This is a genomic window from Kribbella sp. NPDC006257 (genome assembly GCF_040613535.1).
Classification (GTDB): Bacteria; Actinomycetota; Actinomycetes; order Propionibacteriales; family Kribbellaceae; genus Kribbella.
Window position 1 is genome coordinate 70,675 of sequence record NZ_JBEXSJ010000018.1, and the last position, 20,608, is coordinate 91,282.

A 20,608-nucleotide genomic window follows, 5' to 3' on the forward strand; every position below is an offset into this window, starting at 1 on the left:
GGAGCTGGCGGGCAGTCGATGTTTGCTACTGGAGTTTCCACTCCTGGGATCCGTCTGTCGTCGCGTTCTCCAGGGTCAGGGCGGCTCCGGCTGTGGAGCCGGTGAGGTAAAGGGCCGGATTGGCTGTCGATTGGAACTTGTAGTAGCCGCCTGTCGTCGGGACCAGGTTCCAAAGACCGGCGGTCGTGTCGTCGACCCATTGGCCGATTCCCTGACCGACCGTTGCATTGCCTGTCCAAATGGCCGCGGCCCGGCCACCCGACTTGTTCAGGAGCGTCGCGGCACCGTTGGCCTTGGTGACCAGGTGCCAGTACTGCGTGTCGCCGTTGGACGTTGCGCCGGAGGTCTCGAGCCGGACGTCGGGTGCGTTACCGTTGCCGATGTCGGCGTCATTGGTGTGGTTGCCGGTCCCGATGACCTGACCGGTCTTCCGATTGGACACCTTGTAGTACGTGCCGCTGGAACGGCCGAAGTCGACATCGGCGTACACGATCTTCGAGGTGCCGGTATTGCCGAGGATGGCAATTCGTCCGGTGTTCTGGACGTAGGTGAGGTTGCGGCTGTAGCCGGCGGGCATGGTGGTCTGGTACTGAGTCCAGACGCCGGTGCTGTTGCCCGTGGGGTTCATCCACACGTCGCCACTGTCGGAGGCGTTGTACAGCAGGCGACCTTCCGGAGTACGGATGAGCACGGGACTTCCACCCCAGGACAGGCCGCGTGAACCTGGTGCGAACGGCAGAGCTGCCTGCTGTCCGTCGGCACGGCTGATCTCCTGACCCACGGGGTCGCCGTCGGCGAAGAACTTGAGTGGATCCGAGGCGAGCTTGAACCGGACGTTGGCGCCACCACCCCAGTATTCGTAGGTGAGCATCCACTTGCCGTCCGTGGTCCGAACGACATTCGGCATCCCCGGCCGGCCGCCGCCGAGCTCGTTCTTGCCGCCACCCATCGGCACCGTCGTACCGGCGACGTCGACGACTGCGGAATTCCAGTTGGCACTGACGCCGTTCCAGGTGCGATGCGCGATGACCTGGCACCGGCAGTCGGTGGCTGTGCTGTTCGCAGGATCGAGCGTCAGAGCCCCGGTCGTGGCGTTGAAGGTGGTGTAGTCGTTCTCGTCGGAGTAGTAGGCGACGAGTTGACCGTTGTAGACCATCAGGTACGGCTCCCACACCGGGTCGACCTGCCGGAACGTGTTGGCGCCGGCGACGTTGGTCCCGGTCGCACCGGCGCTCCCGCCCTGCCACCCGCCCGTCGTGATGATGTTGACGAAGCTCCAGCTCGCCCCCTGGTTCGTACTTTTGTACAGGGCCAGGGCAACGTCCTTGCGATCGCCGTCGTTGGTCGGGGTCCAATTCGGGTCGGCGGCTTTGTGCTCCGTGTAGTAGACGTCTTCTCCCGTGACGACGGTGGCCATCACGAGAGTGCCGGCAGACAGGTTCCCGACTGCCTGCGGAAGCGTGTAGAGGTAGGGGTTGGTCCAGTTGCTGACGTACTTCGAGACAGCAGAGCCACTGGACAGGTACGCCGGCGCCTGGACGTCGGTGAGGTGCTGCCAGGTTGTTCCGCTGTCGTCGCTCTTGTAGATCGGCAGCGTCTGGCCGGTCGCCGCGCCGCTGGACGGTGCGACCGTGGACTTCTCGAACGCGGCGACGAGACGTCCGCCGGGAAGCTGGGCGGCCTTGGGATAGATGGCGCAGTTGCCGCGGCCTTTGAGGCAGGGCTGCGAGGTCGGGAGTTGATAGACCGTGCCCATCGTCGGGCTGTAGGCATCCGCCGTCACCAGCGGCGCAGCCAGTATCGCGAGTGCGCCGAGCAGCACGATCGGCGCTCGTCTTCTGAACTGCTTCGTCACCATGATGTCGCTCCTGTCTGTCATTTGACGGCACCGCTCGACAGCCCCGACTGCCAGAACCGCTGCAGGAGCAGGAAGGCGATCACGAGCGGGATGATCGATACCAGCGCGCCGGTGATCACGACGGTGAACAGACCCTGTGAACCGCCGCCGGCGTTGTTCGCCGTCGCGTTGACCTGCGCGAGACCGACGGTCACCGGGTACAGCTTCGGGTTGTTCAGCATCACCAGCGGCAGGAAGTAGTTGTTCCAGGTGGACACCAGCGAGAACAGGAAGACCGTGATGAATCCCGGGACTGTCATCGGCAGCGCCAGCCGGACAAAGATCGAGACCTCGCTCGCGCCGTCCATCCGCCCGGCCTCGACGATCGTGTCGGGGATCGAGTCGGCGACATAGGCGCGCATCAGATAGATGCCCAGTGGATTCACCAGTGACGGCAGGATCACCGCCCAGGGCGTGTCGACGACACCGATCTTGCTGAACAGAAGATAGGTCGGGATGGCCAGCGCGGTGGTCGGAACGGCGATCGCGCCGAGGATGATTCCGAACATGGCCGACTTTCCGGCGAAGTCGTACTTCGCGAAACCGTAGCCGGCCGCGGTCGCGAAGACCGCCGCGCCGAGCGCACTGGCCAGCGAGTACCAGGCCGAGTTGCCCATCCAGTGCCAGAAGACGCCGTCGGAATAGGTGAAGACCCCGCGCAGGTTCGCCCAGAGGTTGAACTTCCCGGAGAACCAGAACCCGAACGAGCCGAAGAGCTCGCCGTTGGTCTTGGTCGCGGAGATGACCAGCCAGCCGAGCGGGATCAGGAAGTACATCAGGAACGCGATCATGAAGGCGTTCGCGAGCACCGAGCTTCTCGGTGTCAGCGCTGACCGGGTGGTCGTCATACTCTCCTCCGGAGGCGCCCGAGCCCGAACACGACGTACGTGGCGACGAGGATCGCGACGCCGAGCAGGAACGAGACGGCCGCGGAGTAGTTCATCCGCTGGTCGGTGAACGCGAGCGTGTAGGCGTACAGATTCGGGGTCCAGTCGGGGGTGATCGCGGCCCCTGCTGTGGGTGAGAGCACGCGGGGCTCGTTGAAGAGCTGGAACGAGCCGATGATCGAGAACAGCACGATCACGCCGAGTGCCGGTTTGAGTAGGGGCAGCTTGATTGTCAGCGCCACGCGCACCGGACCGGCCCCGTCGATCTGGGCGGCTTCGTAGAGCTCGGTCGGGATCGCCCGCAGGGCGGCGTACAGAATGATCATGTTGTAGCCGGTGAACTCCCAGGTCACGATGTTCGCGATCGACGTGAGCAGGTGCTCCGGCGAGAGGAAGCCCGGGTTCGGCAGGCCGGCATCGGCGGCCAGATTGGTCAACGCGCCGAACTTCGGGCCGTACAGGTAGCCCCACATCAAGGAGGCCACAACGGCGGGTACGGCGTACGGGACGAAGAACGCCAACCGGTAGAGCTTCGGGGCCCACACCCGGCCGGAGTCGATGATCAGCGCGAACACAGTGGCCAGCACGATCATCAAGGGGACCTGCAGGAAGAAGAACTTGATGATCCGGAGCAGACCGGCCGACAGGTGCTGGTCCTTGAGTGCATCGGCATAGTTGCCGAGGCCAACGAATACTGTGCCGCCGATGAGCTGGGTCCGGAACAGGCTCAGGTACGCCGCGTAGGCCAGCGGCGCGACGAACATGGCGACGAACACCACCATGAACGGTGCGACGAACAGGTACCCGGACCGGCCGTGCCGACGACGAGACCTCAGCTCAGCTCTCAACGGTGAAACCCTGCTTCTTGGCGTACCCGGCGAGGTTGTCCTGCCAGCTGTCCAACGCCGCGGACAGGTCGGTCTTCTTCGTCAGTGCGCCACCGAGGATCTGGTTGTTCGTCGACGTCACGTAGTCGTTGAACGGGCTCCACTGGAAGTCGGTCGCGACGGTCTCCGAGATCCCGGCAAAGAGCTCGTTGACCTTCTGCCCGCCGAAGAACGGCAGCGCCTGCCCACGGAACTGCGGATTCTCCAGCGTGGTCTTCAGTGGCGGATACAAGGACTGCTTGGTGGCCAGCGCCAGGGACGATTCCGGGTCGTGGTTGAGGAACATCGCGAACGCCGCGGCGGCCTCGGGGTACTTCGTCTGCTTGGTCACCGCTGAGGTCGAGCCGCCCCAGTTGCCGGAGACCGGCGCACCGTCGCTCCACTGCGGCATCGGGGCGACGCGCCACTTGCCGGCGCTCTTGGCTGCCGATCCGGTGAGGAAGATCGGTGCCCAGGCCGCGGTGATCCAGGTGGCGTAGGAACCGTTGCTGAGCCCGGCGTACCAGTCGTTGTTGAAGTCGGCGTCGGCGGAGACCACCCCGGAGGCGACCAGCGGTGACCAGAAGCCGGCGAGTTTCTTCATCTCCGGCGAGTTCATCGAGATGCTGATCTTGGCGCCGTCGACCTTGAACGGCCGCGCACCCGCCTGCCAGGCGTAGCCGAAGGTCTGCCCGGCGTCGTTGTTGGCGAAGTTCGTCATCGAGATCGCGGGGTTGGCCGAGTGCAGCTTGCGACCCTGGGCCGCGAACTCCTCCCAGGTCTTCGGGATGCTCAGCCCGTACCTGTCGAAGACGTCCTTGCGGTAGAGCATGCCGAGTGGGCCGGTGTCCTGCGGGATGGCGTAGACCTTGTCACCGACGGAGACCTGCTTCCAGGTCCAGTCGACGTAGTCGCCCTTGAGGTCGTTCGCGCCGTACCCGCCGAGGTCGAGCAGGTCGTCGGTGATGGTGAAGGTCGGCAGGTACGAGTACTCGATCTGGACCACGTCGGGCGCGCCCTTGCCGGCCTTCAGTGCGGTGCGCAGCTTGGTGTACTCGTCAAGCCCTTGCCCGGCGTTGACCAGGTTGACCTTGATGTTCGGGTACTTGTTCCGGAACATCGCCACCTGCTGCTGGATGTTCGGCACCCAGCTCCAGAAGGTGATCTCGGCCGGCTTCTTCAAGGCGGCTGCTCTGTCGGCGGCCGAGACCGGCTTGGCCTGCGAACTGCCTCCACCGCTGCCCGAGCAGCCGGCGAGCACCGTGCCGGCGGCGACGGCGGCCGTGGCGAGGAAGCCTCGCCGGCTGATGCCGATCTGGTTGCGCTCCTGACCGATGGACATAGCTTGCACGCTCCTTCGAGGCCGAATTGACTTCTGACTGCGTAGTCAGCGGCGAGTCTGAGCTCGTGTCGGCCGCAAAGTCAATAGCTCACGGGTATTCTTGCGCCCTGCGCAAAGTCCTGATTGACTGCGTAGTCACACCTGTGGGACAGATCGAAAGGACGGTGCGGGTCACGTGCCGAGCAAGCAGCTGCGAGACCTTGCCGTGCGGCCGGCCAGCACCGACGTCGCCCGGCTCGCGGGGGTCTCCCAGAAGACGGTCTCGCGGGTGATGAACAACGAGCCCTACGTCCGCGACGAGGTGCGGGAGCGCGTTCTCCAGGCTGCTCGCCAGTTGGGGTACCGCCCCAACGGGGCGGCGCGCAGCCTGACTTCGGGCCGCAGCAACAGACTGGGAGTCATCTCCCTGGGCACCCGGTTGTACGGACCGATGACGATGGTCGTCGCCATCGAGCGATCCGCTCGCCGGCTCGGTTATTCCGTGAGCATCGCCCACACGAGCGAGGACGACGAGCACAGCATCGCCGACGCGATCGACGGCCTGATCGAGCAGGGGGTCGACGGAATCGTCCTGTCCGAAGCCGTCGACGAGGGCCCGATCGGGGTCGGCGTCGACGTACCGGTGCTGACCATCGGCCGCTTTCCCGGTCTGGTCGCGGGCCGGCGGATCCGGTCCGCCGAGAAGGCCGATCGAGGCGGCTACATCGCCACCCGGCACCTGATCGAGCTCGGTCACCAGGAGATCCGGCACGTGTCCGGCCCCGAGGAGTGGTGGGCATCGCGCGACCGTGCGGAAGGATGGCGAACGGCCCTGACCGAGGCCGGCCTCCCGCTGTCCGATCCCGTGGCCGGCGACTGGTCGTGCGAGAGCGGCTACCAGGCAGGGGTCCGGCTCGCTGCGGACAAGGACATGACGGCCGTCTTCGTCGCCAACGACGACATGGCGATCGGTGTCCTGCGCGCCTTCGGCGATCTCGGTGTCCGGGTGCCGGACGACGTCAGCGTCGTCGGTACCGACGACGTCCCCGCTGCCCGCTATCTGCGTCCCGCCCTGACCACCGTCGCCCTGGACTTCGATGTCGTGGCGACCGAAGGCATCGGCCTGCTGGTCGCCGAGATCACCGACCCGGGTTCCGCCGAGACGACCCTGCACGAGGTCGACCCGCCCCTGGTCGTGCGCGAATCGACCGCAGCACGGCCACATCGCCGGCGCCGGTAACGACCTGCTGTCGCCGGTCGACCCTTACGGATACGAGGAGAACCTTCATGGGTGATGGATCCCGCACGCCTGAACGCGTCCTGTTCGGAGCGGCCTACTACACGGAGTACCAGCCGAACGACCGGCTCAAGGAGGATCTCGACCTGATGGCCGAGGCCGGCTTCTCCGTCATCCGGGTGGGCGAGTCCGTGTGGTCGACCTGGGAGCCCGAGGACGGACGCTTCGAACTCGACTGGCTCCAGCCTGTTCTCGACGGCGCCCACGAGCGGCGGATCTCGGTCGTCCTGGGAACGCCGACGTACGCGGTTCCGCCGTGGCTGGCCCGCACCTACCCCGAGATCACCGGCGAGGACGGGACCGGTCACCGGATGGGCTGGGGCGCCCGGCAGGAGGTGGACTACACCCACGCCGCCTTCCGCTTCCACGCCGAACGGATCATCCGCGCCGTCATCAGCCGGTACGCCGATCATCCCGCGGTGATCGGTTTCCAGGTCGACAACGAGCCGGGACTGCACTTGTTCCACAACCACAACGTCTTCCAGCGATTCGTCGACCACCTCCGGCACCGCTACGGCACCGTGGAAGCACTCAACGAAGCCTGGGGACTCGTCTACTGGTCGCATCGGCTGTCCGACTGGTCCGACCTCTGGACACCGGATAACAACGCCCAACCGCAGTACGACGTCGCCTGGCGCGAATTCCAGGGCAGCCTCACGACCGAGTTCATCGGCTGGCAGGCGGACATCGTGCGTGAGTACGCGTCGTCGAGCCAGTTCGTCACAACCTGCATCGCCTACGAGCGGCCCGCGATCGACGACGAGCAGGTGTCCAGGACGCTCGACGTCACATCCGGCAATGCCTACTACGACATGCAGGACGGGTTGCTGCTCCCCGACGGCGATCGGGCCCGGCAACTGTGGCGCACCCGCGGTGTGTGGTCGCTCAATCTGACGGCAGACCGGATGTACGCCTCCAAACAGGCGCCGTTCCTGGTCACCGAGACCAATGCCTCGTCGATCGGATTCCCGTGGAGCAACAAGCCGGCGTACGACGGTCAGTGGCGTCAGGCCGGCTGGGCGCTCGTCGCCCGCGGTGCCGAGATGATCGAATACTGGCACTGGCACACGTTGCACTTCGGTGCCGAGACCTACTGGGGCGGAGTCCTTCCGCACAACCAACGTCCCGGGCGGACCTACCGCGAGATCGCGCAGTTGGGCGCCGAGTTCGCCGCGGCCGGCAAACGGGTTGTCGGGCTGACACCCCAGGCGGATGTCGCGTTCCTCTACTCGACGCCGAGCAAGTGGCTGATGGAGAAGTACCCGCCCCTTGCCGGGCCGGACGGCGAGGCGCACGAGCGCGCTTGGCACGAGATCTTCGACGCGTTCTACAAGGGAGCCTTCGACGCCGGGCTGCAGGCGCGCATCGTGCACGTTCCCCAACTGCTCGAAGGCACCGGCCTGGAACCGCCACAGACCCCCGCCGAGTTCGCCCGGACGAACCCCATACTCGTGGCCGTCGGCATCTATCTGACCGACGACCGTCTGCTGCGTTGGCTCGGCGAGTACGCCGCCGCCGGTGGGCACCTGGTCCTCGGCCCTCGCACGGCGTACGCCGACACCGAAGGGCGGGCCCGGACCGACATCGCGCCCGCGTTGCTCGCCGATCGAGCAGGCGTCTGGTACGACGAGTTCAGCAATCTGGAGTACGACGTCCCGGTCGTCGGGGAGGTTCTCCAAGGAGCCGGCACGCACTGGATCGACGGTCTGGTGGTCGATGGCGCAGAGGTTCTGGCTACCTATGCGCATCCGCACTTCGCGCAATGGCCGGCCGTGACGACCAGCACCGCAGGTGACGGCCGCATCACCTACGTCGGTACTGTCCCGGACGACGCACTGGCCCGCGCCCTCTTCGTGCTGATCAGTCCGGTCCCCGACACCTGGGGTCCCCTGCCCGACTCCGTGACTGTACGTACCGCCGTCGACCGCGCAGGACGCCGACTGCATTTCATCCACAACTGGTCATGGGAACCGTGCGAGCTCACCGCGCCGAGCGACCTCCTCGACCTCCTCACGAAGACCCCGATCGGCCTCGGCGACCCCATCCGTCTGGAGCCCTGGGACGTCAGGGTGATCTCCGAATAACTCCCGCAGCTGCTACTTGTGGGCGGCGTAGTGCTGGGCGAGGAGGTCTTGGCCCCAGTCGTTGTGGAGGTCGCGCCAGACCGAGTGGATGTGGTTGGCGTTGTCCTGGGTGTTGTCGTATTCGGCGAGGAAGGTGGGGCCGGCGATCGAGTAGTAGTGGCCGATGCCTGGTTCGGCGCCGCCGGCCCAGGTGAAGGTGAGGCGCTCGATGCCGTTGTCGGTGATTTCCTTCCAGGTGCGCTGACCGATCGGCTCGGCCGCGCGCCCGACGTACTGGCCGATCAGTTTGCTGAGCAGCGCCTGCTGCGTCTCGGTCATGTCGCCGAACGCGAGCCCACGCCGTAGTACGGAAGGATCAGCGACCGGGTCGTAGCGGGTGAGGATGTCGGCCGGCGCCACCTCCGACACCACAGCAACGGAACGCTGCGCCGGCTCCAGCGCATGGAGAAGCTTGAAGCCGAGATCCTGCTCGATCGGCAACGCGCGAAGCCCTTCGTGCGGCCCCGACAGCACCCTCGCCGGTTCGGCGCCGAAGAACTGCGGCGTGAACGCAACGACCCCGTCGACGAGCGTGACGTGCAGCGCGAGGTGATGTCCGTTGATCCGCCACGCCCACGGCCCGTCGTCCGAAGGATCGCCCAGGATGCGGAGGTAGTACCGCTGCTCCGACCCGAGATCGACCGCGGAACCAGGCGTCGTCTGCGCCAGCCCCCGCCGCACGGCCTCGGCGAACAACACCGCCCGGGCGTCGGCATAACCACGCTCGCTGCACCCGAGCTCCAGCAATCGCATCGCCAGCGACCGCTGCGAAACATCCAGCTCACCCAGCGTCACCCCCGGCCGATCACCCGGCAGATATGTCCACACCTGGTGATCCGGCGTATCGAAAGGCGCCAGAATCCGCGTGCGCTGCTCGTCGGAGAGCGCGGCCAGCAACTCCAGTGCGGCCGCGCGGGTCTGTTCTACAACCATGCCGATCGCTCCCGTTCCGTCGGTTGATAGTCGGTCCACTGCTCGAACGGCCGATCCAGCTTGTACCGGAAATCGGGTTGGCGCAGCAGGACGCGAGTCTCGGCGTTGTCAGGGTTCCGCAGCGTCTCGAAGAACTTCACCGACCAGTGGAACCACCGCATACAAAACAGCCGCATGGTCAACCCGTGCGACACCAGCAGGACATTCCGCGGCGAATCCGGCGATTCGAAATCGCGGTGCATCGTCTCCAGAAAACTCGACACCCGGTCATAGACGTCCGAGCCGGATTCGCCGTGCGTGAACCGGTAGAAGAAATGCCCGTACGAGTCGCGCAACTTCTCCTGCTCCTCGATGTCCTTCGTGTCCTGGTAATTCGCCCAGTCCTGCTCACGCAGCCGCGGTTCCTCCCGCGCGAGTCCGATCAAATCATCGAGACCAAGCGCATCGAGCGTCTGCAACGCCCGCAGATAAGGCGAAACATAAACCCGCACCGGTTCGTTCCCGAACAACGCCCGCAATTGCCGTCCGGTCTCAGCAGATTGCTGTACGCCGTGCGCGGTGAGCGCGATCGCGTGATCGGGAACCCGTTCGAAGATCGATTTGTCCAGGTTCGCCTCGGACTCCCCGTGCCGCACCAACGCGATCCGCAACGGCCGCTGATTCAGATGCACGAGTGCCTCCTTGAAGTTCGCGAGAGCAGCGCCAGGATTGCCGCCGAAGCAGCGGCCGCATACCCGACGCGCCGCGCCAACGACGCCGTACGCCGGATGTCGGCGACCGTCGGCGGTGATCCGTCGCCGAGCGACCCGCGATCCTCCACCTCGTCGCCGTAGGTGTTTGTCCCACCCAGCCGCAACTCGAGCGCACCCGCGAACGCCGCCTCGACCGGTCCCGCATTAGGACTCGGGTGCTTGGCAGCGTCGCGCCGCCACACCACCCACGTCTCCCCCAGCCGCCCGGCGACGAGCCCGGTGAGCACAGCACAAGCACGAGCCGGCAGCAGATTCAGTACGTCGTCCAGCCGCGCTGCGAACCATCCGAAGTTGCGATAGCGCGCCGATTTGTAGCCGACCATCGCGTCCAGCGTGTTCGCCGCGCGGTACCCGATCAGCCCGGGGATCCCGAGCACGCCTCCCCACAGCAACGGCGCCACACAAGCATCGGACGTGTTCTCCGCGACCGACTCCACCGTCGCCCGGGCGAGCTCGTCCGCCTCCAGGTCGGTGGCGTCGCGGCTGCAGAGATACCCGAGCCTCCCCCGCGCCGCACCGAGGTCGTCCGCCAGCAGATAGGACGCCATGATGTCGGCTTCCCGCTCAAGGCTGCGTCCACCGAGCACCACCCAGGTGGCCGCGGCCGTGGCCAGGGTTCGAGCGACCGGCCGGTCCCGGACCAACCGCTCGACGACCAGGCCCGCGGCTGCCACCGAACCGACCAGCAACCCCGCGTACGCCGTACCGGCAGCTCGCGAGTCGGCGTACAGGCTCTCTTCGGCGCGACCCGCGAGCCGGCCGAACCCGGCCACCGGGTGGAACCGGCGGGGGTCGCCGAGCAGGCGGTCGGCGGCGAACCCGAGCAGCAATCCGGCAGTTCTGGACACCCGGCGAGTCTGCCAGGTCGGCGGGGCGAACTCCGCGACGCTGACCTGGTGGGTTCGGCCCGGCCACCTTGTGGAAAGGTAACCATCAAGGGGGAGGGAATGTGGAAAGGTTACGACCATGGGAATCGCGGAGCTGCTCGACGGCGTCGCCGGGAGCGGTGAGTTCGGGGTCTGGCTGGGCCGGCTGGACGGCATACCGGTCTTCGACCACGAAGCGGAGCGGACGCATTACTCCGCGAGCACGATGAAGCTGCCGGTCGCGATGGCGATGATGCGCAAGGTCGAGGCCGGCGAGCTGTCGCTGGATCAGCCGGTGACCGTACACAACGACTTCGCGTCAGCGGCCGGGGGGCGGTTCGGGGTGAATCCGGCCGAGGACGAAGCGCCGGCGACCTGGACTCACCTGGGCTCAGAGGTCTCGCTCGGCTGGCTGGCGACCGAGATGATCACGGTGTCGAGCAACCTGGCGACCGATCTGGTGCTCGAGCTGGTCGGGATCGACGCGGCGAACGCCGTACTCGCAACGCTCGGGTCCGGGCGGAGCGCGATCCGGCGCGGGATCGACGATGTCGCTGCCCAGCGGGCGGGGATCAGCAATGAGATGAGCCCAGCGGATCTGGCCGCGGTACTGGTTGCTGTCGGCAACGGTCCAAATCAGTACGTCCGCGACCTGCTCGCGGCGAACCAGTGGAACGGGGAGATCCCGGCCGGCATACCGGCGGGGACGCGAGTCGAGCACAAGAACGGGTGGGACACCCGGATCCGGCACGACGGCGGGATCGTCCGGCCTGACGACGCCGAGCCTTTCGTGCTCGCCATGTGCACGACATCCGATCTGCCCGACACTGAGGCACAGAAGCTGATCGCGGCCGTCGCCGCGGAGGCCTGGGACCACCGGCACGACCTGGAGACTGTTCGATGAAGATTTCCACCCACCTGGTGTCGGCGCCGCTGCACACCCCTTTCGTGACTGCGTTGCGTACTGCGACGCACGCGGACTCGTTGCTGGTGTCGGTGAGCGACGGTTCGGAGACCGGCTGGGGTGAGGCGCCGCAGGTCTGGAAAGTGACCGGCGAGTCGCTCGCCGGTGCGCAGGCTTGTGTCGAAGGGCCGATCTCGGCTGCCTTGCACGATCTCTCGCCGGACGATCTGACCGAGGCGCTTCGCCGGGTGCAAGGTGCTGCGATGGGGAACTTCGGGGCGAAGGCCGCGGTCGATGTCGCGCTGCATGATCTGGCGGCGCGTCGTCGCGGGCAGACGCTGCACGGCTTCCTGGGGTCGACGGTTTCGTCGGTGCGGACCGATGTGACGTTGTCCGCTGGGGACGCGTCGGCTTTGGTGACTGCCGGGAAGGCACGGGTCGCCGACGGGTTCGACGTACTGAAGGTCAAGGTCGGGACCGGCGACGCGGCGGCTGATTTCGAAAGGGTTCGGCGGGTCCGGGAGGCGATCGGACCGGAGCCGCGGTTGCGGCTGGATGCCAATCAGGGGTGGTCGCGGCGGGATGCGGTGAACGCGATCCGGGCGATGGAGGACGCAGGCTGTGCGATCGAGCTGGTCGAGCAACCCGTCGTCGCGGCTGACCTCGCCGGAATGGCGTGGGTCACCGACCGGGTCAGTACGCCGATCCTCGCGGACGAGTCCGTGTACGGCGTACGCGACCTGGTTGCCGTGATTCGTTGGGGAGCGGCCGATCTGGTGAATGTGAAACTGGCCAAGTGTGGTGGTCTCGGGCCGGCCCGGACGCTGCTCGAACTCGCCCGGGAGCATGGGCTGGGTTCGATCGTCGGGTCGATGATGGAGAGCCACGTCGGGGTCGGAGCAGCCGCGGCGCTGGTAGCTGCCTATCCCACTAGTGCCGTGAATGATCTGGACGCGGCCTGGTGGCTGAAGGAGTCTCCTGTGACAGGCGGGATTCGCTATGAAGGTTCGACGATCCACTTGCCTACTGGTATTGGGCTCGGCGTGGAAGGCTTGAAAGCATGAAGTTAGTTGCAGCTCGGGTTCCGGTCAGCACGGTGTGGACCTCGCCTGATGCGCCACGTGAGATTGATGCTCCCGCGATCGCCGCATCCCCGGATGTCGCCGGGTGGGCGAAGTCGATGGATACCGAGACACGCCTCGGCCTGCACGGGCGGACGCTGACCCAGTTGCTGCTGGGCGAGCCGGTGCTGATCCGCTCCGAACGCGATGGCTGGTCCGAGATCCTTGCGCCGTGGCAGCCGTCGTCGGCCGACGAGCTCGGGTATCCGGGCTGGGTTCCTTCCAGTCACCTCGGTGAGTTGCCGTCGAGCGCCTCCGATCCGGTTGCGGTCGCCGTACCGTCGGTGTCGTTGTCCCGGGAGCCTCGGTCGGCGCCTGTGGTGGAGCTGTCGTTCGCGACAGTGCTGGCGTCCTTGGAGCACGTGGACGGGTTCACCCGGGTCGCGCTGCCCGATGGCGAGTCCGGCTGGGTCGCCTCGTCGGCACTTCGCTCGGTCGAGGCACCGACGACTCCTGAGGAGCGTTTGCGGCTGGGGTCGCAGTTCCTGGGACTCGAGTACCTCTGGGGCGGCACTTCGACGTACGGGCTCGACTGCTCGGGACTGGTGCATACAGTGAGCCGCGTCGTCGGCCAACGCATCCCCCGCGACGCCCACGACCAGGCGGACACCCTCACCTCGATCCCCATCGACGAAGCCCGCCCCGGCGACCTCTACTTCTTCGGCCGCCCCGGCAAGTCCGTCCACCACGTCGGGTTCGTCTCCCCCGAAGGCATGCTCCACGCCTCCGAAACCGGCAAACGCCTGGAAAACGAACCCCTCCTCCCCGATCGCCGGGAAACCCTCGTCGCCACCGCCCGCCTCTAGAACCGCCGAACGCCCCGACCGTTGAGGTCGGGGCGTTCGTACTGCGGGCGGTGGCTGGTCAGGGTTTGTTGGTGTCGGCTTGCTCTGGGGCGGAAGGGGCTTCGACCTCGGCCGTGGCGGTGGTGCGGGATTTGTGCAGGCTGAGGATGGTGGTGATGCCCAGGGTGACGATGATGAAGCCGAGGGAGAACCAGATCGGGATCTCGGGGGCCCAGGTGATGTGGTGGCCGTCGTTGATGAACGGGAGTTCGTTCTCGTGCATCGCGTGCAGGACCAGTTTGACGCCGATGAAGGCGAGCACGACCGAGAGGCCGAGGGACAGGTAGACGAGCCGGCGGAGCAGATCGCCGAGCAGGAAGTACAGCTGGCGCAGACCCATCAGGGCGAAGACGTTCGCGGCGAAGACCAGGAAGGGCTCCTGGGTGAGTCCGTAGATCGCCGGGATCGAGTCGAGCGCGAACAGCAGGTCCGTCGTACCGAGCGCGATGATCACGATCGTCATCGGGGTGACCAGGCGCTTGCCGTTCTTGACGACCGTCAGCTTGACGCCGTTGTACTCGTCGGTGGCGTTCAGCCGCTTCTTCGCGAACCGGATGACCGCGTTCTCCTTGTAGTCCTCGTCGTCGTTCTCACCCTGCTTGGCCAGGTGGATCGCGGTGTAGACCAGGAACGCACCGAACAGGTAGAAGACCCAGGAGAACTCGTTGATCGCGGCCGCGCCGACGGCGATGAAGATGCCACGGAAGAACAGCGCCAGGATGATGCCGACCAGCAACGCGGTCTGCTGGTACTTCCTGGGCACCTGGAACCTGGCCATGATGATCAGGAAGATGAACAGGTTGTCCACACTGAGGCTGTACTCCGTCAGCCAGCCGGCGAAGAACTCGCCCGCGTACTCACCGCCGGAGAAGAACCAGACGCCGAGGCCGAAGACCACCGCGAGCGAGACGTAGAAGACGATCGCCCGGGCCGATTCCTTCGTCGAAGGCTCGTGCGGGCGACGGCCGATGACGAAGACGTCGAAGGCCAGCAGGGCGAGCAGCACCCCGACCGTGATGTACCAAACGTAGTCAGCGACGTGCACAGGAAACCTCCGGAGCGCAGACGAAATCGGACTCCGAAGGTCTCTTCCGCCCGCCACCTGGCCGACCGGGGCACCGGGCGTGAGCGTGAACCCACGGCCGTGATGACGATGCCGCCGCGAAGGAATACTCCCCTTCTTCCCCCACAGTGTGACGGGTGGCCGTCCCGGACTCCAAATCCAGGACACCGTGTCCGCCTGTCGAAATCGTCACAAGCCGATCCGGGAATAGTCACAGACGGTTGCGGCTTCGCGGTGATCGTCTGTTCACCCCAGCCGGGCTAGGGGACGCTGTATCCGCCGTCGGCGACGAGCACCGCGCCGGTGACGAAGCTCGACCGCGGGGAGGCGAGGAACAACACCACCTCGGCAACCTCCTCCGGCGTACCGACCCGTCCCAGCGGGCCTTGCGCGCTGGTCGCCTGCAGCACTTCCTCGGGCACGATCGACAGCAGCGTGTCGGTGCGGACCGCGCCCAGGCAGACCGCGTTGACCCGTACGCCGGACGGCCCGAACTCCACCGCCCACGACCGGGTCATCGACTCCAGCGCCGCCTTGGTCCCGCTGTAGGCGGCAGCGACCGGCATCCCGATCTTGGCGCCGATCGAGGAGGTGTTGACGATCGTTCCACCGCCGGTCGCGGCCATCCGCGGTGCGATGGTGGCGGTCAGGAAGTACGCGCTGCGCAGGTTCACGTCGTAGATGCGCTGGAACTCGTCCGGGGTGACGGCCGTCGTCGGCACCATCGGATAGAACCCGGCGTTGTTGATCAGGATGTCGATGTCGCCGACCGCCTGCGCGAGGCGGTCGACCTCAGCCAGCTCACCGAGATCAGCCTGCAGGTACGTCGCTCGGCCGCCGGCATCGGTGATCAAGGCAACGGTCTGCGCCCCTTGCTCGGCCCGCCGGCCGGTCACCACGACCTCGGCCCCGGCCGCCGCGAAACTCCGCGCGACGGCTCGCCCGATCCCCGACGTGGCTCCGGTCACGAGCGCCTTCTTCCCCCACAGCTCAGTCATCCCCCGAGGCTATTGGCGGGGTCAGCCCGGCCGCCTCGACTCGCCGCCCGCGACCGCCAAACTGCTCACGTTCGGGCAGGCCGGCGGCTCTTCGGCAGCTTCGCGACGATCGTCTCGTACGACGTATCGACCAACTCGAGCAACTCGTCATCCGGTACCGCGCCGCCGAGCTTGACCGTGTTCCACCCCGATCGCCCGATGTAGGCGCTCTTCACCACATCGTCCGGGTAGGTGTCGACCAACTCGTCGGCCTCCTCGCGGTTGTTCCCGCACTTCACGCCGACCGCGTCCCCACCGCCGAGGAAAGCAAAGATCTTGTCGCCAACCTTCGCGACCACATCCCCTTCCCACGGCTCATCCTGCCAAGCCCCCGGCTTCCCCAAGCAGTACTCCAGCAACTCCGCCCCGGTCATCCGCATCCCGCTACTCCCTCTCAGAACTCCTTACTCGCCGCCAGGTCATCGCACTGCAACGCCAGGTGATCCAGCATCTCCGCTCCCCTCCCGGTCCAGCTCCTCCCGGCACGGTAACGCAACTTTTGCTAGGCCCGCCGCATCGTGCGTGGTAACCGAACTCTCGGTGCGGTTTCAACTTGGGGGCTCCACATGCACACCAGAAGTGGCTTTCGCGCGCGCAAAACCAGGTGGGCGATCGCCCTCACTGCGGTTTCTGCTCTCTTCATCCCGATGCTCAACGCATCGACAGCCAATTCCGTGCAGTCGAACCTCCCCGGACTCAAAGCTCCGGCGGCAGCCGCGGCCGTGGCACCGGCGGCGCACGGCGTCACCTGCAACACGGTGCCGGCCGAGCAACTCGGTGCCTGCATCAGCCGGATGCTGACCGATCCGAACGGCGCCTACTCACCCGATCACGTCTACACCGCCGCGGAGAAGCAGCCGGTGCTCGCGCCGAAGCAGGCCGCGGCGGCGACACCCGCAGAGGTTGGATCCTGGTCAGTCGTCAGCAACTGCACCGTCGACGGTTACAAAATCAACCCGATCCACGCGAGCCTGACGAAATCCGGCAAGGTCCTGATGACGGCCGGATCGGGGTACAGCAGGGCGAACTTCGATCAGAAGGTCTTCAAGACCTGGCTGTGGGATCCGACCACTCCCGCGACCTGTCCGCACGAGATCCCGATGCCGGCCGGTATCGACCTGTTCTGCTCCGGCCACTCGCATCTCCCCGACGGCCGGGTGTTGTTCTTCGGCGGCACCGGTCACTACGCCGACGCCTCGCAGTACTACACCGGAATCCGCCAGACCTACGCGTTCGACGACACCACCGAGACGTTCACCTCCACGGGCTTGATGAACGTCGCCCGCTGGTATCCGAACGGACCGGTCAACGCCGTCGGCAACCCGATCGTCGTCAGCGGTCTCGACGCGGCCGGCAAAGTCACCTCCACCAACGAGACCTTCAACCCCCTCACGGGCGTGTGGAGCAAACTCCCCGGCACCCGGATCTTCCCTCTGTACGCCGGAATGGTGCTCAGGAAGAACGGGACCCTCTGCTACTCCGGCACCAACATGGGCGGCAAGGCCGGCGCCGCACCCGGTTGCTGGAACTGGACCAACAACGCCTGGTATCCGATCCCCGGTCTCGTCTACCCCGACTGCCGCGACCAGGCGAGCAACCTGTTGCTCTACCCGGCGCAGTCCCAGAAGTTCATGGTGATCGGCGGCGGCTGCCCGACCGGCCTGACCGGAACCACCCAGACGGTCGACATGAACGCCGCGTCGATGAAGTTCGCCACCGGCCCGTACGTCGGGTTCGCCGCGATGCACAGTTGCGCGACCATCCTTCCCGACAAGTCCGCGTTCGTTGCCGGAGGCGCCGATCACAACACCAAGCCCGTACTACGCGCCGCCCGGCTACCCGTCGGCGCCACGGCCTGGCAGCAGGTCGCAAGTCCGACCGTGCCGCGGATGTACCACAGCTCCTGCATGCTGCTGCTCGACGGATCCGTCGTCACCATGGGCACCACCGCCAGCGAGGTTTCGGTCGAGTCGCGGCTCGAGGTCTACAAGCCGTGGTACATGCAGGCCGGAGTCACCCGTCCGACGATCACCAGTGTCGCGCCGACCATGAAGCTCGGCGCCAGCTACACGGTGACCTTCAGCGGACCGGCGACAGTGGACGGCGCCAGCTTGCAACGGCTCACCTCGATGACGCATTCGTCGGACCCGAACCAGCGTTCGGTCGACGTACCGGTTGTCGCCACGACCGTCTGGGGCACGAAGACCCTGAAGATCGAGGCAAACAGAGGCATCCTCCCGCCCGGCCTGTACATGCTGTCCCTGCGCGACTGGCGCAACATCCCCTCGAAGTCCCTGATAGTCCGCATCATCGAAAACACCACAGCAACTGCCGGAGGCTCCACACCCACCGCAGGTGCACCGACCGTCGTTACGTCAGCCGCAGTTGCATCGGCAGCAGGAAGAGCACCGGCTGCTTCCGCTTCCTGCTGTTGTAGTTGCGGAACCGGCTGCTGCTAGCCCGAACCACCAACCCCGCAGCGCTTGGCGACGGGGTTGGTGGTGGTGCTGGTGCTTACTTGGCGCCGGCGTTGACCATTTGGCGGAGTTCCTTCTTCAGTTCGGAGATCTCGTCGCGGTAGCGGGCGGCGACCTCGAACTGAAGCTCGGCGGCGGCGTTGTGCATCTGGTCGGTGAGTTGCTGGATCAGGTCGGCCAGGTCGGACGACGGCATGCCGCCGGCCAGCTCCTTCGCCTTCTCCCCCACCTTGCCCTTGAGCCCACCGGGTGTCGGCGCCTTGCCGCGGCTCTGGTTGCGACCGGAGCCGAGCAGCTCGGCCGTGTCCGCATCCTCGCGAGCGAGCATGTCGGTGATATCGGCGATCTTCTTCCGCAGCGGCTGCGGGTCGACACCATGCTCGGTGTTGTACGCGACCTGTTTCGCCCGCCGCCGGTTGGTCTCGTCGATCGCCATCTCCATCGACGGAGTGATCTTGTCGGCGTACATGAACACCGCGCCCGAGACATTTCGCGCCGCACGGCCGATGGTCTGGATCAACGACCGGCCCGACCGGAGGAACCCTTCCTTGTCCGCATCGAGGATCGCGACCAGCGACACCTCGGGCAGGTCGAGACCTTCCCGCAGCAGGTTGATGCCTACCAGTACGTCGTACTCGCCCATCCGTAGTTCGCGGAGCAGCTCGACCCGGCGCAGCGTGTCGACCTCGCTGTGCAGATACCTGGTCCGGATCCCCATCTCCAGCAGGTAGTCGGTCAGGTCCTCGGACATCTTCTTGGTCAGCGTGGTGACCAGGACCCGCTCGTTGCGCTCGGTCCGGATCCGGATCTCGTGGATCAGGTCGTCGATCTGGCCCTTGGTCGGCTTGACGATCACCTCGGGGTCGATCAGGCCGGTCGGCCGGATGATCTGCTCGACGAACCCGTCGGACTTGTCCTGCTCATACTGCCCCGGGGTCGCGGACAGGTAGACCGTCTGGCCGATCCGCTCGAGGAACTCCTCCCAGCGCAGCGGCCGGTTGTCCATCGCCGACGGCAGCCGGAACCCGTGCTCGACCAGCGTCCGCTTGCGGGACATATCGCCCTCATACATCCCGCCGATCTGTGGCACGGTCACGTGCGACTCGTCGATGACCAGCAGGAAGTCCTCGGGGAAGTAGTCGAGCAGACAGTGCGGTGCCGTGCCCGGCTCCCGTCCGTCGGTGTGCCGCGAGTAGTTCTCGATCCCGGAGCAGGTCCCGATCTGGCGCATCATCTCGATGTCGTACGTCGTACGCATCCGCAACCGCTGTGCCTCCAGCAGCTGCCCGCCGCGCTCCAGCTCGGCCAGCCGCTCCTCCAGCTCGGCCTCGATGCTCGTGATCGCGCGCTCCATCTTCTCGGGCGCGGTCACGTAGTGCGTCGCCGCACCGATGTAGAGCTCGTTCTCCTCGCTCAGCACCTCGCCGGTCAGCGGGTGCAGCGTCATCACCCGCTCGATCTCGTCGCCGAAGAACTCCACCCGGACGGCCAGCTCCTGGTACACCGGGAAGACCTCGAGTGTGTCGCCCCGGACTCGGAACGTGCCGCGGGTGCCGGCCAGGTCGTTGCGCGCGTACTGAACGCCGACCAGCTTCCGCAGCAGGCCGTCGCGATCCATCTCGTCGCCGACCTTCACGTGGATCATCCGGTTCAGGTACTCATCGGCCGAACCCAGGCCGTAGATGCACGACACGGTCGCGACCACGATCACGTCGCGCCGGGTCAACAGGGACCAGGTCGCGGAGTGCCGGAGCCGCTCGACCTCCTCGTTGATCGAGGAGTCCTTCTCGATATAGGTGTCCGTCTGCGGGACATACGCCTCGGGCTGGTAGTAGTCGTAGTACGAGACGAAGTACTCGACGGCGTTGTCGGGGAAGAAGTGCCGCAGCTCGGTGGCGAACTGGGCCGCCAGCGTCTTGTTCGGCTGCAGGATCAGCATCGGGCGCTGGATCTTCTCCGCCAGCCACGCCATCGTCGCGGTCTTGCCGGTACCGGTGGCGCCCAGCAGCACCACGTCCTGCTCGCCGGCGTTGATCCTGCGCTCCAACTCGGCGATCGCGGCCGGCTGGTCGCCCGCAGGGTCGAAATCGGACACGACCTTGAGGGGCGCGACCATACGCTGGAGATCGGTGACCTGTCTCATGCCACCAACCGTACGACCCCGCGCCGACAGTTTCCGAAAATCCACCCTGAGCGAACGCCCAGCCACCCGACGGAGC

The 20,608-nt window shown here is 66.3% G+C and carries 17 protein-coding genes; 6 read left to right on the plus strand and 11 right to left on the minus strand.

Translation table 11 applies throughout. From position 1 onward, the window contains the following. Positions 1-25 precede the first annotated feature (25 nt). The 4 genes from ABZ004_RS22345 to ABZ004_RS22360 are packed head-to-tail and all read right to left on the minus strand — an operon-like array spanning position 26 to position 4,992. Positions 26-1,879, minus strand: a complete 1,854-nt coding sequence (locus ABZ004_RS22345) for an RICIN domain-containing protein (RefSeq protein ID WP_355682313.1) — start codon at positions 1,877-1,879, stop codon at positions 26-28. Next, a complete protein-coding gene (locus ABZ004_RS22350) occupies positions 1,876-2,745 on the minus strand; it encodes a carbohydrate ABC transporter permease (RefSeq protein WP_355682315.1) in 870 nt (289 codons plus the stop codon). Before ABZ004_RS22350 ends, ABZ004_RS22345 begins: the two co-directional genes overlap by 4 nt. Continuing rightward, a complete protein-coding gene (locus ABZ004_RS22355) occupies positions 2,742-3,632 on the minus strand; it encodes a sugar ABC transporter permease (RefSeq protein WP_355682317.1) in 891 nt (296 codons plus the stop codon). The genes ABZ004_RS22350 and ABZ004_RS22355 overlap by 4 nt, the downstream gene beginning before the upstream one ends. After that, the gene (locus ABZ004_RS22360; protein WP_355682318.1) at positions 3,622-4,992 is read right to left on the minus strand and encodes a sugar ABC transporter substrate-binding protein; all 1,371 of its coding nucleotides are present in this window, start codon (positions 4,990-4,992) and stop codon (positions 3,622-3,624) included. The genes ABZ004_RS22355 and ABZ004_RS22360 overlap by 11 nt, the downstream gene beginning before the upstream one ends. A 175-nt stretch (positions 4,993-5,167) precedes the next feature. Between ABZ004_RS22360 and ABZ004_RS22365 the strand changes: the two genes are divergently transcribed. Continuing rightward, positions 5,168-6,211, plus strand: coding sequence for a LacI family DNA-binding transcriptional regulator (locus ABZ004_RS22365; RefSeq protein ID WP_355682320.1), 1,044 nt, complete (start codon positions 5,168-5,170; stop codon positions 6,209-6,211). A gap of 47 nt (positions 6,212-6,258) precedes the next feature. Continuing rightward, the gene (locus ABZ004_RS22370) at positions 6,259-8,352 is read left to right on the plus strand and encodes a beta-galactosidase (RefSeq protein ID WP_355682322.1); all 2,094 of its coding nucleotides are present in this window, start codon (positions 6,259-6,261) and stop codon (positions 8,350-8,352) included. Between the two features lie 12 nt (positions 8,353-8,364). Here the strand turns inward: ABZ004_RS22370 and ABZ004_RS22375 are convergent, their stop codons facing one another. The 3 genes from ABZ004_RS22375 to ABZ004_RS22385 are packed head-to-tail and all read right to left on the minus strand — an operon-like array spanning position 8,365 to position 10,924. Continuing rightward, complete coding sequence (locus ABZ004_RS22375; protein WP_355682324.1) at positions 8,365-9,324, minus strand: DUF3500 domain-containing protein; 960 nt, start codon at positions 9,322-9,324, stop codon at positions 8,365-8,367. Next, positions 9,315-9,995 carry a histidine phosphatase family protein gene (locus ABZ004_RS22380; protein ID WP_355682326.1) on the minus strand — a complete coding sequence of 227 codons (681 nt, stop codon included), beginning with the start codon at positions 9,993-9,995 and terminating at the stop codon, positions 9,315-9,317. The genes ABZ004_RS22375 and ABZ004_RS22380 overlap by 10 nt, the downstream gene beginning before the upstream one ends. Beyond that, the gene (locus ABZ004_RS22385) at positions 9,986-10,924 is read right to left on the minus strand and encodes a cobalamin biosynthesis protein (RefSeq protein WP_355682328.1); all 939 of its coding nucleotides are present in this window, start codon (positions 10,922-10,924) and stop codon (positions 9,986-9,988) included. The genes ABZ004_RS22380 and ABZ004_RS22385 overlap by 10 nt, the downstream gene beginning before the upstream one ends. Positions 10,925-11,042: 118 nt before the next feature. On the opposite strand from ABZ004_RS22385, the gene ABZ004_RS22390 reads away from it, so the two are divergent. From ABZ004_RS22390 to ABZ004_RS22400, 3 genes are read left to right on the plus strand one after another with little or no spacing between them, the layout of a single operon-like run. After that, entirely contained in the window at positions 11,043-11,846 is an 804-nt protein-coding gene (locus ABZ004_RS22390) for a serine hydrolase (RefSeq protein WP_355682330.1), read from the plus strand. After that, the gene (locus ABZ004_RS22395; RefSeq protein ID WP_355682332.1) at positions 11,843-12,910 is read left to right on the plus strand and encodes a dipeptide epimerase; all 1,068 of its coding nucleotides are present in this window, start codon (positions 11,843-11,845) and stop codon (positions 12,908-12,910) included. The genes ABZ004_RS22390 and ABZ004_RS22395 overlap by 4 nt, the downstream gene beginning before the upstream one ends. Further along, positions 12,907-13,773 (plus strand): C40 family peptidase, encoded by an 867-nt coding sequence (locus tag ABZ004_RS22400; protein ID WP_355682334.1) that lies wholly within the window; start codon positions 12,907-12,909, stop codon positions 13,771-13,773. Before ABZ004_RS22395 ends, ABZ004_RS22400 begins: the two co-directional genes overlap by 4 nt. Positions 13,774-13,831: 58 nt before the next feature. Here the strand turns inward: ABZ004_RS22400 and ABZ004_RS22405 are convergent, their stop codons facing one another. The 3 genes from ABZ004_RS22405 to ABZ004_RS22415 form a co-directional block, all read right to left on the minus strand. Then, complete coding sequence (locus ABZ004_RS22405; protein WP_355682336.1) at positions 13,832-14,857, minus strand: TerC family protein; 1,026 nt, start codon at positions 14,855-14,857, stop codon at positions 13,832-13,834. 278 nt (positions 14,858-15,135) lie between these two features. Then, positions 15,136-15,873 carry an SDR family oxidoreductase gene (locus tag ABZ004_RS22410; protein WP_355682338.1) on the minus strand — a complete coding sequence of 246 codons (738 nt, stop codon included), beginning with the start codon at positions 15,871-15,873 and terminating at the stop codon, positions 15,136-15,138. 65 nt (positions 15,874-15,938) lie between these two features. Beyond that, positions 15,939-16,292 carry an MmcQ/YjbR family DNA-binding protein gene (locus ABZ004_RS22415; RefSeq protein WP_355682340.1) on the minus strand — a complete coding sequence of 118 codons (354 nt, stop codon included), beginning with the start codon at positions 16,290-16,292 and terminating at the stop codon, positions 15,939-15,941. Between the two features lie 186 nt (positions 16,293-16,478). On the opposite strand from ABZ004_RS22415, the gene ABZ004_RS22420 reads away from it, so the two are divergent. Then, the gene (locus ABZ004_RS22420) at positions 16,479-18,371 is read left to right on the plus strand and encodes a galactose oxidase early set domain-containing protein (protein WP_355682342.1); all 1,893 of its coding nucleotides are present in this window, start codon (positions 16,479-16,481) and stop codon (positions 18,369-18,371) included. Between the two features lie 55 nt (positions 18,372-18,426). Here the strand turns inward: ABZ004_RS22420 and uvrB are convergent, their stop codons facing one another. After that, the gene (uvrB, locus tag ABZ004_RS22425) at positions 18,427-20,532 is read right to left on the minus strand and encodes an excinuclease ABC subunit UvrB (RefSeq protein WP_355682344.1); all 2,106 of its coding nucleotides are present in this window, start codon (positions 20,530-20,532) and stop codon (positions 18,427-18,429) included. Positions 20,533-20,608: the final 76 nt, after the last annotated feature.

Excerpts from the sequence above, each read along its gene's own strand:
- ABZ004_RS22345 (WP_355682313.1), bottom strand. The coding sequence starts at position 1,879 with ATGACAGACAGGAGCGACATCATGGTGACGAAGCAGTTCAGAAGACGA.
- ABZ004_RS22350 (WP_355682315.1), bottom strand. The coding sequence starts at position 2,745 with ATGACGACCACCCGGTCAGCGCTGACACCGAGAAGCTCGGTGCTCGCG.
- ABZ004_RS22360 (WP_355682318.1), bottom strand. The coding sequence starts at position 4,992 with ATGTCCATCGGTCAGGAGCGCAACCAGATCGGCATCAGCCGGCGAGGC.
- ABZ004_RS22370 (WP_355682322.1), top strand. The coding sequence starts at position 6,259 with ATGGGTGATGGATCCCGCACGCCTGAACGCGTCCTGTTCGGAGCGGCC.
- ABZ004_RS22375 (WP_355682324.1), bottom strand. The coding sequence starts at position 9,324 with ATGGTTGTAGAACAGACCCGCGCGGCCGCACTGGAGTTGCTGGCCGCG.
- ABZ004_RS22390 (WP_355682330.1), top strand. The coding sequence starts at position 11,043 with ATGGGAATCGCGGAGCTGCTCGACGGCGTCGCCGGGAGCGGTGAGTTC.
- ABZ004_RS22395 (WP_355682332.1), top strand. The coding sequence starts at position 11,843 with ATGAAGATTTCCACCCACCTGGTGTCGGCGCCGCTGCACACCCCTTTC.
- ABZ004_RS22400 (WP_355682334.1), top strand. The coding sequence starts at position 12,907 with ATGAAGTTAGTTGCAGCTCGGGTTCCGGTCAGCACGGTGTGGACCTCG.
- ABZ004_RS22410 (WP_355682338.1), bottom strand. The coding sequence starts at position 15,873 with ATGACTGAGCTGTGGGGGAAGAAGGCGCTCGTGACCGGAGCCACGTCG.
- ABZ004_RS22415 (WP_355682340.1), bottom strand. The coding sequence starts at position 16,292 with ATGCGGATGACCGGGGCGGAGTTGCTGGAGTACTGCTTGGGGAAGCCG.
- ABZ004_RS22420 (WP_355682342.1), top strand. The coding sequence starts at position 16,479 with ATGCACACCAGAAGTGGCTTTCGCGCGCGCAAAACCAGGTGGGCGATC.
- uvrB (WP_355682344.1), bottom strand. The coding sequence starts at position 20,532 with ATGAGACAGGTCACCGATCTCCAGCGTATGGTCGCGCCCCTCAAGGTC.